This window comes from Kribbella sp. NPDC005582 (assembly GCF_040605415.1).
Lineage (GTDB): Bacteria > Actinomycetota > Actinomycetes > Propionibacteriales > Kribbellaceae > Kribbella.
This window is the reverse complement of sequence record NZ_JBEXCU010000004.1, coordinates 519061-531791: the sequence shown is the minus strand read 5'-3', so window position 1 is coordinate 531791 and position 12731 is coordinate 519061. Positions and strand designations below refer to the sequence as shown.

The 12731-nt window shown below is 66.5% G+C and carries 12 protein-coding genes; 7 read left to right on the top strand and 5 right to left on the bottom strand.

The features are described from left to right. Nucleotides 1-62 precede the first annotated feature (62 nt). Together ABZS29_RS25680 and ABZS29_RS25675 are read right to left on the bottom strand one after the other, a co-directional pair. Nucleotides 63-734 carry a response regulator transcription factor gene (locus tag ABZS29_RS25680; protein ID WP_355465301.1) on the bottom strand — a complete coding sequence of 224 codons (672 nt, stop codon included), beginning with the start codon at nt 732-734 and terminating at the stop codon, nt 63-65. Beyond that, nucleotides 713-1573 (bottom strand): histidine kinase, encoded by an 861-nt coding sequence (locus ABZS29_RS25675; RefSeq protein ID WP_355465299.1) that lies wholly within the window; start codon nt 1571-1573, stop codon nt 713-715. The genes ABZS29_RS25680 and ABZS29_RS25675 overlap by 22 nt, the downstream gene beginning before the upstream one ends. Nucleotides 1574-1695: 122 nt before the next feature. Between ABZS29_RS25675 and ABZS29_RS25670 the strand changes: the two genes are divergently transcribed. From ABZS29_RS25670 to ABZS29_RS25655, 4 genes are read left to right on the top strand one after another with little or no spacing between them, the layout of a single operon-like run. Beyond that, on the top strand, nt 1696-2397 hold the full coding sequence (locus ABZS29_RS25670) for an ATP-binding cassette domain-containing protein (protein WP_355465297.1): 702 nt from the start codon (nt 1696-1698) through the stop codon (nt 2395-2397). Continuing rightward, nucleotides 2394-3131, top strand: coding sequence for a hypothetical protein (locus tag ABZS29_RS25665; RefSeq protein ID WP_355465295.1), 738 nt, complete (start codon nt 2394-2396; stop codon nt 3129-3131). Before ABZS29_RS25670 ends, ABZS29_RS25665 begins: the two co-directional genes overlap by 4 nt. 2 nt (nt 3132-3133) lie before the next feature. Then, the gene (locus tag ABZS29_RS25660; RefSeq protein ID WP_355465293.1) at nt 3134-3775 is read left to right on the top strand and encodes a hypothetical protein; all 642 of its coding nucleotides are present in this window, start codon (nt 3134-3136) and stop codon (nt 3773-3775) included. Between the two features lie 10 nt (nt 3776-3785). Then, nucleotides 3786-4298, top strand: a complete 513-nt coding sequence (locus ABZS29_RS25655) for an NUDIX hydrolase (protein ID WP_355465291.1) — start codon at nt 3786-3788, stop codon at nt 4296-4298. A 97-nt stretch (nt 4299-4395) separates the two neighbouring features. Here ABZS29_RS25655 and ABZS29_RS25650 read toward each other — a convergent pair whose 3' ends face one another. The 3 genes from ABZS29_RS25650 to ABZS29_RS25640 form a co-directional block, all read right to left on the bottom strand. Further along, nucleotides 4396-6462 carry a PQQ-dependent sugar dehydrogenase gene (locus ABZS29_RS25650; RefSeq protein WP_355465290.1) on the bottom strand — a complete coding sequence of 689 codons (2067 nt, stop codon included), beginning with the start codon at nt 6460-6462 and terminating at the stop codon, nt 4396-4398. 111 nt (nt 6463-6573) lie between these two features. After that, nucleotides 6574-7398, bottom strand: coding sequence for a MauE/DoxX family redox-associated membrane protein (locus ABZS29_RS25645; protein ID WP_355465288.1), 825 nt, complete (start codon nt 7396-7398; stop codon nt 6574-6576). Nucleotide 7399: 1 nt separating this feature from the next. Then, nucleotides 7400-8002: a cell wall protein gene (locus tag ABZS29_RS25640; protein WP_355465286.1), complete on the bottom strand. Its 603-nt coding sequence runs from the start codon at nt 8000-8002 to the stop codon at nt 7400-7402. 1123 nt (nt 8003-9125) lie between these two features. Here ABZS29_RS25640 and ABZS29_RS25635 point away from each other — a divergent pair. The 3 genes from ABZS29_RS25635 (at nt 9126) to ABZS29_RS25625 (ending at nt 12706) form a co-directional block, all read left to right on the top strand. Next, nucleotides 9126-10130, top strand: a complete 1005-nt coding sequence (locus ABZS29_RS25635) for a TerC/Alx family metal homeostasis membrane protein (protein WP_355465284.1) — start codon at nt 9126-9128, stop codon at nt 10128-10130. 627 nt (nt 10131-10757) lie between these two features. Further along, nucleotides 10758-11759 carry an ABC transporter permease subunit gene (locus tag ABZS29_RS25630; protein ID WP_355465282.1) on the top strand — a complete coding sequence of 334 codons (1002 nt, stop codon included), beginning with the start codon at nt 10758-10760 and terminating at the stop codon, nt 11757-11759. Further along, nucleotides 11756-12706 (top strand): carbohydrate ABC transporter permease, encoded by a 951-nt coding sequence (locus tag ABZS29_RS25625; RefSeq protein ID WP_355465280.1) that lies wholly within the window; start codon nt 11756-11758, stop codon nt 12704-12706. The genes ABZS29_RS25630 and ABZS29_RS25625 overlap by 4 nt, the downstream gene beginning before the upstream one ends. The last annotated feature ends 25 nt before the right edge of the window (nt 12707-12731 follow it).

Sequence of the window (12731 nt, the reverse complement as noted above, 5' to 3'; positions counted from 1 at the left end):
TCTCCTTTCGACGAACTGAGGACACGCGGGACCGACCGCCGTGTGACATGGCGTGACGGGTGTCACCTCTGGCGAGGCGCGGTCACCAGCCCCTGCTCGTAGGCGGCGATCACCAGCTGAGCGCGGTCGCGTGCCTGCAGCTTGGCGAGCAGGTTGCCGATGTGGGTCTTGACCGTGCCCATCGAGATCGTCAGCGTCTGGGTGATCTCCTGGTTCGACAGCCCGCGGCCGATCAGGGTGAGCACCTCCGACTCCCGCTCCGTGAGCAGCTCGGAGGTTGCCTTGGGCATCGATCGCCCGACGTAGTGCTCGACCAGGCGGGTCAGGATGCTCGGTGCGAACAGCGACTCGCCGGCGTGCGTCCGCCGTACTGCCTCGACGAGTCGATCAGGTTCGGCGTCCTTGAGCAGGAATCCGCTGGCACCCGCGCGCAACGCAGCATGCACATACTCGTCCAGCTCGAACATGCTGAGTACGACGACCCGAGTAGCAGGCAGCTCGCCGGCAATCCGCCGAGTCGCCTCGATCCCGTCGCCGCCGGGCATCCGAATGTCCATCAGCACAACGTCTGGCCGGAGCTCGACGGCCCGCGCCACCGCGTCCGCCCCAGTCCCCGCCTCGCCAACCACCTCGAGGTCAGCGGCGCTGTCCACGATGAGTCGCAAACTGTGCCGAATCAGCGGCTGATCGTCGACGACCAGCACCCGAACGCTCATCGCCTGTCCGGCAGCCACGCCACCACCTCATAGCCCGGCCTGCCACCCCGAGTCCCCGCTCGCAACGTCCCACCCAAAGCACCCACCCGCTCCCGCAACCCCGCCAGCCCCGCACCCCCGCCCGGATGCGGCACCCACCCAGCTCCGGCCCCTTCATCCGCAACGCTCACCACAATCGCCTCCGCCTCCCGCCGCACCACAACCGCAGCCCGCGTAGGCCCCGCATGCCGCGCAGTGTTCGCCAACGCCTCGCGCACCACCGCACAAACCGTCAACTGCACCCCACCCGAAACCTCATCAACCTCACCCACAATCAACTCGGCGCGTACGCCGCTGGTGCGGGCGAGCTCGACGATCCGCGGCAGGTCGGCGAGCGATTCGGCTGGGCGTAACGACGTGTCGTCACCCGGCCGACGCAGTACGGCGAGCATTCGGCGGAGTTCGGTGGTCGCCTGGCGGCCGGCGTGTTCGATGTCGGCTAGCGCCGCGATGCGCTCGGCGTCGCCCGCCGGCCCGGTGAGGGTGCGGGCGGAGGCCGCGCGGACGGTGACCAGGCCCAGGCCGTGGGAGGCGAGGTCGTGGAGGTCGCGGGCGATGCGGAGGCGCTCGGCGTGGGTGGCGCGTTCGGCGGCCCAGGCGGTCAGTTCGTCCTCGAACCGGCGGCGCTGGCGTCGAGTCCTGAGCAGTGCCCAGACGACGATTCCCGCCGCGCAGAGCGCGATGACAACAGTGACGACGATGGCGGCCAGCGGTGGACTCGTGCCGACGGTCGCGAGCACGAGCAGCAGTACGAACAGCAGGCCGGAGGCGATCGGCCACGCGCGTGACCGCAGCACGGGGCGATCGGTTGGTTCCACCTGGCCAGTCTAGGTTTCCGGCGTACGCCGCACATCGGACCACGGTCTGACCGACCAGAGGCCGACTAGCTCCCGACCACGGGCCGATGTGCGATCGCCGTACGGCGGCTGGGATGGTCGGCATGATTTCGATCGACCAAGTGGTCAAACGCCGTGGCTCCCGGACAGTTCTCGATCATGTCGGCTTCGCCGCCCGACCCGGCCGGGTGACCGCGTTCCTCGGCCCGAACGGCGCCGGCAAGTCGTCCACGCTCCGGATCCTGCTCGGCCTCGACCACCCCGACGAGGGGCAGGCCCTGATCGACGGCCGCCCGTACCGAGCGCTTCCCGATCCCTTACGCACAGTCGGATCCATGCTGGAGGGATCCGGCGCACACCGCTCCCGCACCGCCCGCAACCACCTCGCTTGGGTTGCCCGCAGCAACGGTATCGCCAAGCAGCGGATCAGCGAGGTGCTCGACGAGGTCGGCCTGACCCATGACGCGAAGCTGCGTGTCGGCAAGTACTCCCTCGGCATGGGCCAACGACTCGGCGTCGCCGCCGCACTCCTCGGTGACCCCGAGGTGCTCATCCTCGACGAACCGGTCAACGGTCTCGACCCGGAAGGCATCCGCTGGATCCGCGGTCTGCTCCGCCGGCACGCGGACAGCGGCGGCACTGTCCTCCTGTCCAGCCACCTGATGACCGAGGTCGCCGACGTCGCCGACGACCTGGTCGTCATCACCGAAGGCAAGGTCGTCAGCACCGGAACAGTCGCCGAAGTGACAGCCGGGTACGGCGACCTCGAGGAAGCGTTCTTCGCCCTCACCGGAGGAACCCGATGAACACGCTCAGAGCCGAACTCCGCAAGGCATCGACGCTACCGGCGGTCTGGGCCGGACTGGCCGTGACCTTCCTGGGCTCGATCGCGGTCACCGTCCTCAACGCGAGACACGGCGGCAGTACGCCGTTCGAGACCGCCTTCGGCAGCATGCCGGTCGGAACGGTCGGCTCGGTCGTCATCGGAGTCGTTGCCTTCAGCAGCGAATACACCGCCAACAACGCCGATGCCGGTGGTGGGCGTCAGATCACCACCACCCTCACGATGACGCCGCAACGGATCCGGATCCTGCTCGCGAAGGTGCTCACCATCGCGCTCCTCGCCGTCGGCTCCGCCGCGATCACCCTGCCGACGACCATCGGCATCGCAAACCTCGTCGTCGACAGCAACGCGCCCGAGGTCGGTTTCGGCGACGCGATAACCCGCTGCCTCAGCGGCACGCTCTACTGGACACTGATGGCGCTCCTCGCCTTCGCGGCCACCGTTGTCCTACGCAACGGAGTGATCCCGTTGATCGCGATGATCGTCAACAGCTCGCTGGTCTCGGTCTCCTTCCTGCTGACGAAGCTCACCTCGCTGGCGTTCTACCTTCCGGACATCGCCGGCCTCGGCCTCTTCCCGGGCGTCGCGCGCGTCGAGGGCGGCCTCGACGCCGTACCGGGCGGTCTGGTGATGGCAGGCTGGGCATTGCTGTTCTGCGCCGCCGCCGGCGTCGTCTTCACCCGCCGGGACGCCTGAGCATGCGATTCACCAACGTCGTACTCGCCGAGCTCGACAAGCTACGCACCCTGCCGATCACCATCCTCACGGTCGCCGGGACGGTCGCGGTCGCCGCCGCCATCGCCGGTGCGCAACGCCGAGCCGACGTACCGGTTGACGTCGTGCCCTACGTCCAAGCAGGCTTCGTCCTCCTCGGCATTCTGCCGGTCGGCCACGAGTACGCCGGCCGCCAGTCCCGTACGTCGCTCCTCGCCGTACCAGCTCGCGGTCGCCTGGTCGGTGCCAAAACCGCGGCCGCCCTCGTCACGATCGCCTGCACCGCGATCACCGTCGTCGCGGTGCAATACGCGCTTGCCGAAGAGGGCTCAGTCGGCGCGGCGGCGTACCTGACACTGATCGGCCTCCTTGCCTTCACCGTCGCACTGCTTGTCCGGCATCTGGTCCCGGCTCTGGTCGGCACACTCTGTCTGGTTCTGATCCTCTCGCCGCTCCTGGCCGCGGTCACCAGGCACGCCCGCTGGCTGCCCGACCGCGCCGCCACCGAGCTCTATCACCCGACCGACTCGGTCCTCACCGCCACTACCGGCACGCTCGTCGCCCTCGCCTGGATCGCAGTCCTAGGTGCCGTCGCCACTGTGAGCTTTCAGCGCCGCGACTCCTAGGGTGTTCCCCATGAGCCGTGAAGAGGATCTGATCGCTGACGGGGAGCCCGAGGCGGAGTTTCATCCGGGGATCGCGGAGATCTTGCCGCGCAAGCGGGTGTCGGGTGGGGCGCTGATTCGTGATCGGGGCGGCCGGATCCTGTTCATCGAGCCGACGTACAAGCCGTTGCTGGACATCCCCGGCGGCATCGCCGAGCCCGACGAGTCGCCGTACGACGCCTGCCGCCGCGAGGTGCTGGAGGAAGTCGGCCTCGAGCTGAACATCGGCCCGATGCTGGTCGTCGACTGGGATCCAGCGCGAGGTGTCTGGCACGACGCCCTGGCGTTCGTCTTCGACGGCGGTGTGCTGACCGGGGACGAGCAGCTCGTCCTGCAGCCGGAGGAGGTGCGCAGCGCCGCGTTCCTCACGCTCGAGGAGGCCGCGCCGCGGATGCGCCCGTCGATGCACCGCCGCCTCACCCTCGCCGTCCACGCCCTGACGACCGGCATCCCGCAGTACTCGGATTTCGGTCGGCTGCGCTAACGACACGCACTAGTGGTCACGTAGACCGCCCGGCACGCTCAGAGATCGAGCGGCCGGACGGCATGACGGGACCAGTACGTGTCCGTGGCTACAAAGGTCAGCCGAACTTGAGGCGGACGATGACGTTGTCGAGGACGGTCGGGGTGCCGCCGTTCTTGTCGTTGTTGGTGGAGGTCAGCCAGAGGCCGCCGTCGGGGGTCTTGGTGACGCTGCGCAGGCGGCCCCAGCGGCCGGAGAAGACGGCTTGCGGGGTGCCGACGCCGGTGCCGGCGGAGTTGATCTGCGTGACCCACAATTGCTCACCGGTCACGCCGGCGATGTAGATCCAGTCGTTGACGATCTCGATGCCGCTCGGTCCGGCCTGGGAGGTGGACCAGGTGCGCTTCGGTGCGATGTAGCCGGCGCAGTCGCCGATGGTTCCCTCGCAGGCGGGCCAGCCGTAGTTGCCGCCCTTCTGGATCAGGTTGAGCTCGTCCTGGCTGTTCTCACCGAACTCGGCGGCCCACAGCTGACCACGGGAGTCCCACGCGAGACCCTGCGGGTTGCGGTGCCCGCGGCTCCAGACGTACCAGGCGTTGCCGCCGGTGCTGAAGAACGGATTGTCGCTGGGCGCCGAACCGTCGGCGTTCATCCGCAGGATCTTGCCGTTCAGCGAACCGTTGTTCTGCGAGTTGCCGGAGTTCTTCGCATCGCCGACCGTCGCGTACAGCTTGCCGTCCGGACCGAACGCGATCCGCCCGCCGTTGTGGTACCGGTTCTTGGCCAGCCCGGTCAGCACCGGCGACGATGTCGTGTCCAGTACGCCGTTCTCGTACTTCATCCGCACGATCCGGTTGTCGTTCGCGGCCGTGTGGTAGAAGTACACCCAGTGGTCGGTCGCGAAGTTCGGCGAGATCGCGAGCCCCAGCAGACCGCCTTCGCCGGTGGTCGTCACCACACCGGGCACCTTGCCCAGCGTGGTCTTCGCCCCGGTCGACGTCACCCGCAGCACCTCGAACCGGTCCCGCTCGGTCACCAGCGCTGACCCGTCCGGCAGGAACGCGACACTCCAGCCGAGGTCGACCTTCGCGATGTCCCGGTCGTACGCCGGGATCCCGCCGGTGCCGGTGCTCGACGTACGGACCGTCAACGCGTTGCTCGCCGGCGACTCGTTGTTGTTGGGATCACGGGCCTTCACGGTGAACGTGTAGCTGGTGTTGGGAGTAAGCCCGGTCACGGTCGTGGTCAGCGAGCCGGTCGACGCGACCTTCGTCGTGCCCTGGTAGACGTCGTACCCGGCGATGCTGCCGCTGTCGTCGGTGGCGGCGTTCCACGCGAGCGAGACGCTGTTCGAGGTCACGGCGGTGGAGCGCAGGTTGCCCGGCGCGGTCGGCGGCTGGGTGTCGTTGCTCGGCGGTGTGGTGAAGGTGACCACGTTGCTCTGCTGCGAAGCGTTGCCTGCGGCATCGAATGCGCCGACCGAGATGTCGTACGCCGTGTTGGCCGTCAACGTGTCCACGGTCGCGCTCAGGGTGTTCGCGTCGACGACCTTGAGGACGTTGCCGCCGCGGTTGATCTCGTACCGCGTGACCGCGACGTTGTCGCTGGCCGCGGCCCAGGTGAAAGTGGCCGCGTTCGACTTGATGTTGCTGACCACCAGGTTGCTCGGCGCGGACGGCGGCGTGACGTCGTCGCTGACCGGGTTCACGGTCAGCTTGTCCGCGTTCGGGCCGCCGTCGGCGGTGGTCGCGCGGGCCCGGATCTTGTTCGTGCCGGCGGTCAGTTGGAGGCGGACGGTCTTGGTCTGCCAGGTCGTCCAAGCGCCGGTGCCGGGGTAGGTGATCCCGACGGCGCCGGAGACGCCGTTGACGGTCCAGTCCAGTGGGCGGGTGGCCGCCGTACCGTTGGCGAAGCGGAGCGTCACGTCGGCCGGCCCGGCCGGCGCGGTGACGGTCCACTCGACGTAGCTGCCGACGAGGTTGTCGTAGTTGACGAAACCCGTGCCGGTGTAGCCCGTGTGATTGGACTCGACCGCTCCTTGGGAGACAGTCGCGTCCTCGGCCTGATAGTCGGTCGGCGCAGCGGTGGCGGTCGGGGGAGCGGAGGTCAGAGCGAGCGCGGCGGCTAGTGCCGCCGCGCCCGAGACGAGCCTGCGCCGGAGCGTGCGAGGTGTCAGTGACGTCATCGGGGGGTCTCCTGGTGTTCCGGGGCGGAGGAGCAGGAACCACATATCGATAGGAAGGTTTCCTATCGATATGGAGCAGGAGACCACCGGTGAGCAAGCAGTGTCAACCGGTCAGCCGGCCAGGCTGAGCGGCGCCGGTCGATAGAGGGTTTGACCAGAGGTGTCGTCGACAACGGCGACTCGGACGGACTCCGGCGCGGAGTCGTCATGCGGTACGGCGAAGACGGCGGTGGCCGAGCGGCCGTCGTACCGGGCGGTGTAGCTGACGAACCGCCAACCCGCCTCGTCCCAATAGTCGCGGATGTCGGACCGCAGGAGTCCGGTCACCGCGCGATAGGCGGGGCTGAGCAGCAGTCGGCGATGAGTTGCCGCGAGCGGTACGGCGTTGCTCGCGGTACCGGCGAGTGGATGGCTGAGCCGGATCCGCAGCCGGCGGAGCGGCAGCAGCCAGTAGCGGTCGAGCTCGGGCGACAGTACGACGAACGCCGCCGCTTCGGCGATCAGGACGAGGGCCGCCGGTCCGGCCGACCACCATCCTTGGGTTGCGGTCAGCGCACTCGCTGACGTTGCCGTCAGCAACAATGCGCGGGCGATCGATCGTGCGCCGACCGGTTTGGCCGCCGTACCGGCGCAGCCGCAGGATGCTTCGGGGACGACGAGCTTGGCGTAGATCAGGTAGGCGGTGAAGCCGATACCGAGGATGGTTGCCGCGAGCACTTCGGCAGTCCAGACCGGTGGACTGAGTAGTGCCAGGGCAAGGACCGCCTCGATCGCGCCGACCGTGCGATAGGCGGGCATGGCCTGCTTCTCGCCGACGAGCTTCGGCAGGGCGGTCTTCTTGGCTTCCTCAGGTCGCGTCAGTTTCCCGTACGACGTCCAGAGGAGGAGTAGCCCGATCAACAGCGGCTGGGCCGCCGCGAACTGTTGCCCGGACATCTCAGTTCGCCGCGTAGATCGTCGCGATATCGATCTCGTTCGTGCCCGGCCGCCAGGCGCCGATCACCTGGACGTGCCGGCCGACCCGCAGCATCGACAGGTCGGAGATCGCCGGGGTGCCGTTGTAGACGGCCGCGGTAACGCCTTCCCGCACATGGCCGACGACCTTCTGGCCGTGGTGGTCCAGGTTCAGACCGGTCCGGCCGATCGAGTTGATCATCACGTCCAGGTTGACGATATTGAGCCAGACCGACTCGGCCGCGAGGACGCCGTTCGGCAGTTTCACGCCACGCGCGTACAGGCCGTCGCCGATCCTGGCCTGGTCGATCGTGGTCGGCTGCAGCTTCCAGACGCTTGTCACGCCGGTCAGCTGGATCTTGTGCAGCCGGCCGTCGGATCCCTGCACCTGCAGGAGATCCTGATTGCGTCCGGTGATCAGACCTTCCGCGAAGTTGGGGTCGGGAGCGCCCGGGTCAGGCGCCTGTGCCGACGCCGCGAAAGCAGCCTCCGGCGCCAGTGAACCCATTGCACTGGCCGCGACCAGTCCGGTCGCACCGAGCGCGGCGCGAGTGAGCAGAGCACGGCGATCCATCGTCGAAGTCATCTCAGCTCACCTCATCCCACGTCGATGCCGGCCGGAATCAGCCCGGCATTGAGACTGGCGATCCGCGAGAACGCCGCCGGGGTCAGATCGACCACCCGGTTCGACGCACAAGTCCCTCCGCAGCAAGCCCGCTCACCACAGAACGACCGAGTCCGCGGTCCACAGTCCGCGATCGACGTGACCACCCGCGATCCGTTGCACCGATTGGTCGTCGCATGCCGGAACCCGCAGGTCCGCCGGGCAACCCCGGTCACCCCGCACTGATCCGGCCTGGTGATCGAGTAGCAAGCGTCCGACGTGTTCGTCCACGCATGCTGCAAGTTCCCCGAATGACACGTCCCGCAAGCACCGGTCCCGGTGCTCGCACAAGGTCCCCATGCGTTCCCGCAACAGAACCACGAAGCTTCACCAACAAGTCCGAACAACACGTCCATGACGTTCCTCCAGGTCTAGGGGCGGTAAGACCTCAGAGCTTCTTTGTACTCCTCAGATCAGAAATCTCCCAGACCTCGACAGAAACGGAAACTTTTTGCCTAACGAGACTTCCCGGAGCCGTTTGGGCTGGGCTGGGCTGATTGCGGACCTGCACGCCATCACAACTGCGCCCGCCGCCACGACCCCACGCCCAGCCATCCCGCCAGCCCACCACTTGTGATGGCCTGGCGGTCCGCAAAGGAGTGCTCGGTGGCCAGTCGAGGCAGCCGACGTCGTGTGCCCGGAGGCGACCGGTGAGGCGCAGCTGAACGGCGAGAAGCTGCCGACCTTGACCGTGCACAACACGGACCAGATCAAGCTCCCCGTGGTAGCTGGGAAACGGTTCCCTCGGGTGAAGGTGCGGATGTGGGGCCTGACTGTGGGCTAGGCAGAAGATCTAGCACAGGAGACTGTATGCGGTATACGATTAGGCCGAGCGCGCCGATTGTGACCTGGTGCACGGTGGAATCCATCGGTACCGGATAGTGTTGGTGTGTTTGTGGAGGGGAGTATTCCGCAACGGCAGTGTCGTCATCACGGGAGGCCTGGGCGGCCGAACCGGTACTGCCGGCCTGGAGCGATCCAGGCGGAAGAGACCTCCGGACCAACGTAGTCTCACGCGTCCGGAGGATCACTCATGGTTTCTGTTATGCCCCCGTTGGTGTGGGTGCTCACGATCGCGGGGCTGCTCGCGATCGTGGCGTTCGACCTGATCGTGATCGCGCGGCGCAATCACACGGTGACGATCAAGGACGCGACCCGGTGGGTGCTGTTCTACGTCGGGCTGGCGGCGTTGTTCGCGGTCGGGCTGTTCGTGTTCAGCGGCGGGAAGTCCGGCGGTGAGTTCGTCGCGGGCTACATCACCGAGTACAGCCTGAGTGTCGACAACCTGTTCGTCTTCGTCATCATCATGGCCCGGTTCGCGGTGCCGACGCTGGCCCAGGACAAGGTGCTCTATATCGGCATCGTGGTGTCGATGCTGCTCCGGGCCGTCTTCATCCTGGCCGGTGCGGCCGCGATCTCGGCGGCCAGTTGGGTGTTCTACATCTTCGGCGCCTTCCTGGTCTACACCGCGGTGAAGCTCGCCATCGAGGGCGAGAACGACGAGACCGACTTCCAGGAGAACGCTGTCCTCCGTGGCATGCGCCGGATCCTCCCGCTCGGGCACGACTACGACGGCGCCAAGCTGGCGACCCGCGACGAGAAGACCGGCAAGCGCCTGCTGACCCCGCTGGTGATCGTGATCTCCGCGATCGGCATGGCGAACGTGATCTTCGCCCTCGACTCGATCCCGGCGATCTTCGGGCTCACCCAGGACGCCTACATCGTGCTGACCGCGAACGCGTTCGCGCTGATGGGACTGCGCCAGCTGTACTTCCTGATCGGCGGCCTGCTCGAGCGGATCGTCTACCTGAACGTCGGCCTGTCGGTGATCCTCGCGTTCATCGGCGTGAAGCTGATCGTCGAGGCGCTGCACGGTTCGCACATCGACGACATCGGCGCGATCCACCTCCCGCACATCGGCATCATCACCTCGCTCAGCTTCATCGCCGCGACCTTGTTCGTCACCACGGTGGTCAGCCTGATCAAATCGTCGTACGACGCCCGCCGGGTCCCGGTGAAGATCCAGGACCAGGTGGACCACCGCCGCTGACGGATTCCCGGCGCGTCTGCCGCCGATTTGCGCGGACGTGAACTCCGATCCGGAGTAGTATCGAAAGTGCCTGGCCCGGCCGTTCCCCCGTGATGGTCGGGTCAGGTCTTTTCGTTTCCGAAAGACTTTCGACAGCGGGGTTTTGCTCATCCAACCGGTGGGCTTGTTGCCAACCCAGGCGTGGGTCCATAACCGGTGATCCGGGTATTCGTCGGCGTCTCTTTCTCGAATTCCGCAAAGCGACGTACCCCTGGCCGCGGTGCTACGGCTCGACCGTCGCAGCGCAAGCCCGCCGGCCCGCGAGCTTTCGCCGAATTCACGTCTTGACATAAGTGCCCCCGGCACGGTTGACTGCGAGATAGTTCACTGAGGTAATAAATTCGACGCGGTCCGGTGGCGGTGGCTCAGAGCGACTCCGGGCGGCGGCTGCAGTGTGCCCGGCTCGATGGGATTCCCGCCATCGAGCCTACTGGTGTTTCCCCGGATAGTTGCTTTGGGCAACACTAGATTTCTCTTGTGTACAAGCCTCTTCCGCCCGCCGGGGTTCTGTGTCATCCTCCCGGTGAGTGATTCCGAGATCCTATCGGATATCGGTTTCACTCCGTTCGGTGACGGAAAGGATGCGGAGTGAGTGCAACATACGAGGTGAAGCCGGCGCCGCCAACGCCGGCCGCGGCGAAGGCGGTGACCCGGACCTCGCCACCGCCCCGGCCGAGCCGGCGGACGCAGGCTCGACGCAGTCTGCGGCGGCACTGGCAGCTCTACCTGCTGGTCGCCGTGCCGCTCGCGTACTTCGTGATCTTCAAGTACATCCCGATCAGCAACGCGGTGATCGCCTTCAAGAACTACAGCCCGGTCAAGGGGCCGTGGGGCAGTGAGTGGGTCGGCTTCAAGAACTTCGAGCTGTTCTTCGCCAACCCCGTGTTCTGGACCCTGGTGAAGAACACGTTCGTCCTCGCGGCCTACACGGTCCTGGCCAGCTTCCCGATCCCGATCATCCTGGCGATCGCGCTGAACGAGATCCGCAACGGGCGGTTCAAGAAGCTCGTGCAGCTGGTGACGTACGCGCCGTACTTCATCTCCACGGTGGTTGTGGTCTCGATGACGATCCTGGTGCTGTCGCCGCGACTCGGCTTCGTCAACGACGCGATCGGGCTGTTCGGCGTACCGGCGGTCGACTTCCTCGGGAACCCGGACTACTTCCGGCACATCTACGTCTGGTCCGACGTCTGGCAGACCACCGGGTACTCGGCCGTCATCTACCTGGCCGCGCTGGCCGGGATCGATCCGGCGTTGCACGAGTCGGCCCGGATCGACGGCGCCAGCCGGCTGCAACGGATCCGGAACGTCGACCTGCCCGGCATCATGCCGACCGCGGTGATCATCCTGATCCTCGGCGTCGGCAACATCATGTCGATCGGGTTCGAGAAGGCCTTCCTGCTGCAGAACCCGCTGAACCAGTCCCAGTCCGAGATCATCGCGACCTATGTCTACAAGACCGGTCTGCTGAACGCGGACTTCTCGATGGCGACCGCGATCGGGCTGTTCAACTCCGTCGTCAACCTCGCCCTGCTGGTGGTCGTGAACTTCGTCGCCAAGCGGATCACCGGGAACGGACTGTGGTCATGAGTCTCACCTTGCCAGGATTCCGCCGTACGACGCCGCGTCCGGAGAGCTCGAAGCGGACCGCGATCGAGGAGACCCGGACCGACAAGATCTTCCTGGCCGGAGTCCGGATCATGCTCTGGCTGGCGCTGATCGTGGTCGCCGTACCGCTGATCTATATCGTCGCGAACTCGTTCAGCAGCGCGTCGGCGGTCAGCGCCGGCCGGGTCCTGCTGTGGCCGGTCGAGCCGAGTATCAAGGCCTACCAGCAGGCCTTCAGCGATCCCCTCATCATGAAGGGCTACCTGAACTCGTTCATCTACGCGATCGGCGGCACGCTGATCAGTGTCACGCTGACGATCGCGATCGCGTACCCGTTGTCGCGACGCACGTTCTACGGGCGCAACGTGATCATGAGTCTGCTGATCTTCACCATGCTGTTCTCCGGCGGCCTGATTCCGACGTACCTGGTGGTGCAGGACCTGGGCATGCTGAACACGCGGTGGGCGATGGTGATCCCGAGCGCGATCGGGGTCTGGCAGGTGATCATCGCGCGCACGTTCTTCCGCTCGACCATCCCGGACGAGCTCTACGAGGCGGCCACCATCGACGGGGCCAGCGACCTGCGGTTCCTCTGGTCGATCGTGCTGCCGCTGTCGAAGCCGGTGATCGCGGTGATCGCGCTGATGTACGCGATCTTCCAGTGGAACAGCTACTTCGACGCTCTCATCTATCTCAAGGACCCCGGCCTCTACCCGCTGCAGATCGTGCTGCGGAACGTGCTGATCCTGAACACCCTCACCGGATCCACCACGGCCAACAACCTGGCCCAGCAGCTCGAACAGCAGCAGCTGGCCGAAGTCCTCAAGTACGCGCTCATCGTCATCTCGAGCCTGCCCGTACTGGTCATCTACCCCTTCGTCGCCCGCCACTTCACCAAGGGCGTGATGGTCGGCGCGGTCAAGGGCTAAGTCAGCCCTTCTCAGAAAGGAACAC

Excerpts from the sequence above, each read along its gene's own strand:
- ABZS29_RS25670 (WP_355465297.1), top strand. The coding sequence starts at position 1,696 with ATGATTTCGATCGACCAAGTGGTCAAACGCCGTGGCTCCCGGACAGTT.
- ABZS29_RS25665 (WP_355465295.1), top strand. The coding sequence starts at position 2,394 with ATGAACACGCTCAGAGCCGAACTCCGCAAGGCATCGACGCTACCGGCG.
- ABZS29_RS25660 (WP_355465293.1), top strand. The coding sequence starts at position 3,134 with ATGCGATTCACCAACGTCGTACTCGCCGAGCTCGACAAGCTACGCACC.
- ABZS29_RS25655 (WP_355465291.1), top strand. The coding sequence starts at position 3,786 with ATGAGCCGTGAAGAGGATCTGATCGCTGACGGGGAGCCCGAGGCGGAG.
- ABZS29_RS25650 (WP_355465290.1), bottom strand. The coding sequence starts at position 6,462 with ATGACGTCACTGACACCTCGCACGCTCCGGCGCAGGCTCGTCTCGGGC.
- ABZS29_RS25645 (WP_355465288.1), bottom strand. The coding sequence starts at position 7,398 with ATGTCCGGGCAACAGTTCGCGGCGGCCCAGCCGCTGTTGATCGGGCTA.
- ABZS29_RS25640 (WP_355465286.1), bottom strand. The coding sequence starts at position 8,002 with ATGACTTCGACGATGGATCGCCGTGCTCTGCTCACTCGCGCCGCGCTC.
- ABZS29_RS25635 (WP_355465284.1), top strand. The coding sequence starts at position 9,126 with ATGCCCCCGTTGGTGTGGGTGCTCACGATCGCGGGGCTGCTCGCGATC.
- ABZS29_RS25625 (WP_355465280.1), top strand. The coding sequence starts at position 11,756 with ATGAGTCTCACCTTGCCAGGATTCCGCCGTACGACGCCGCGTCCGGAG.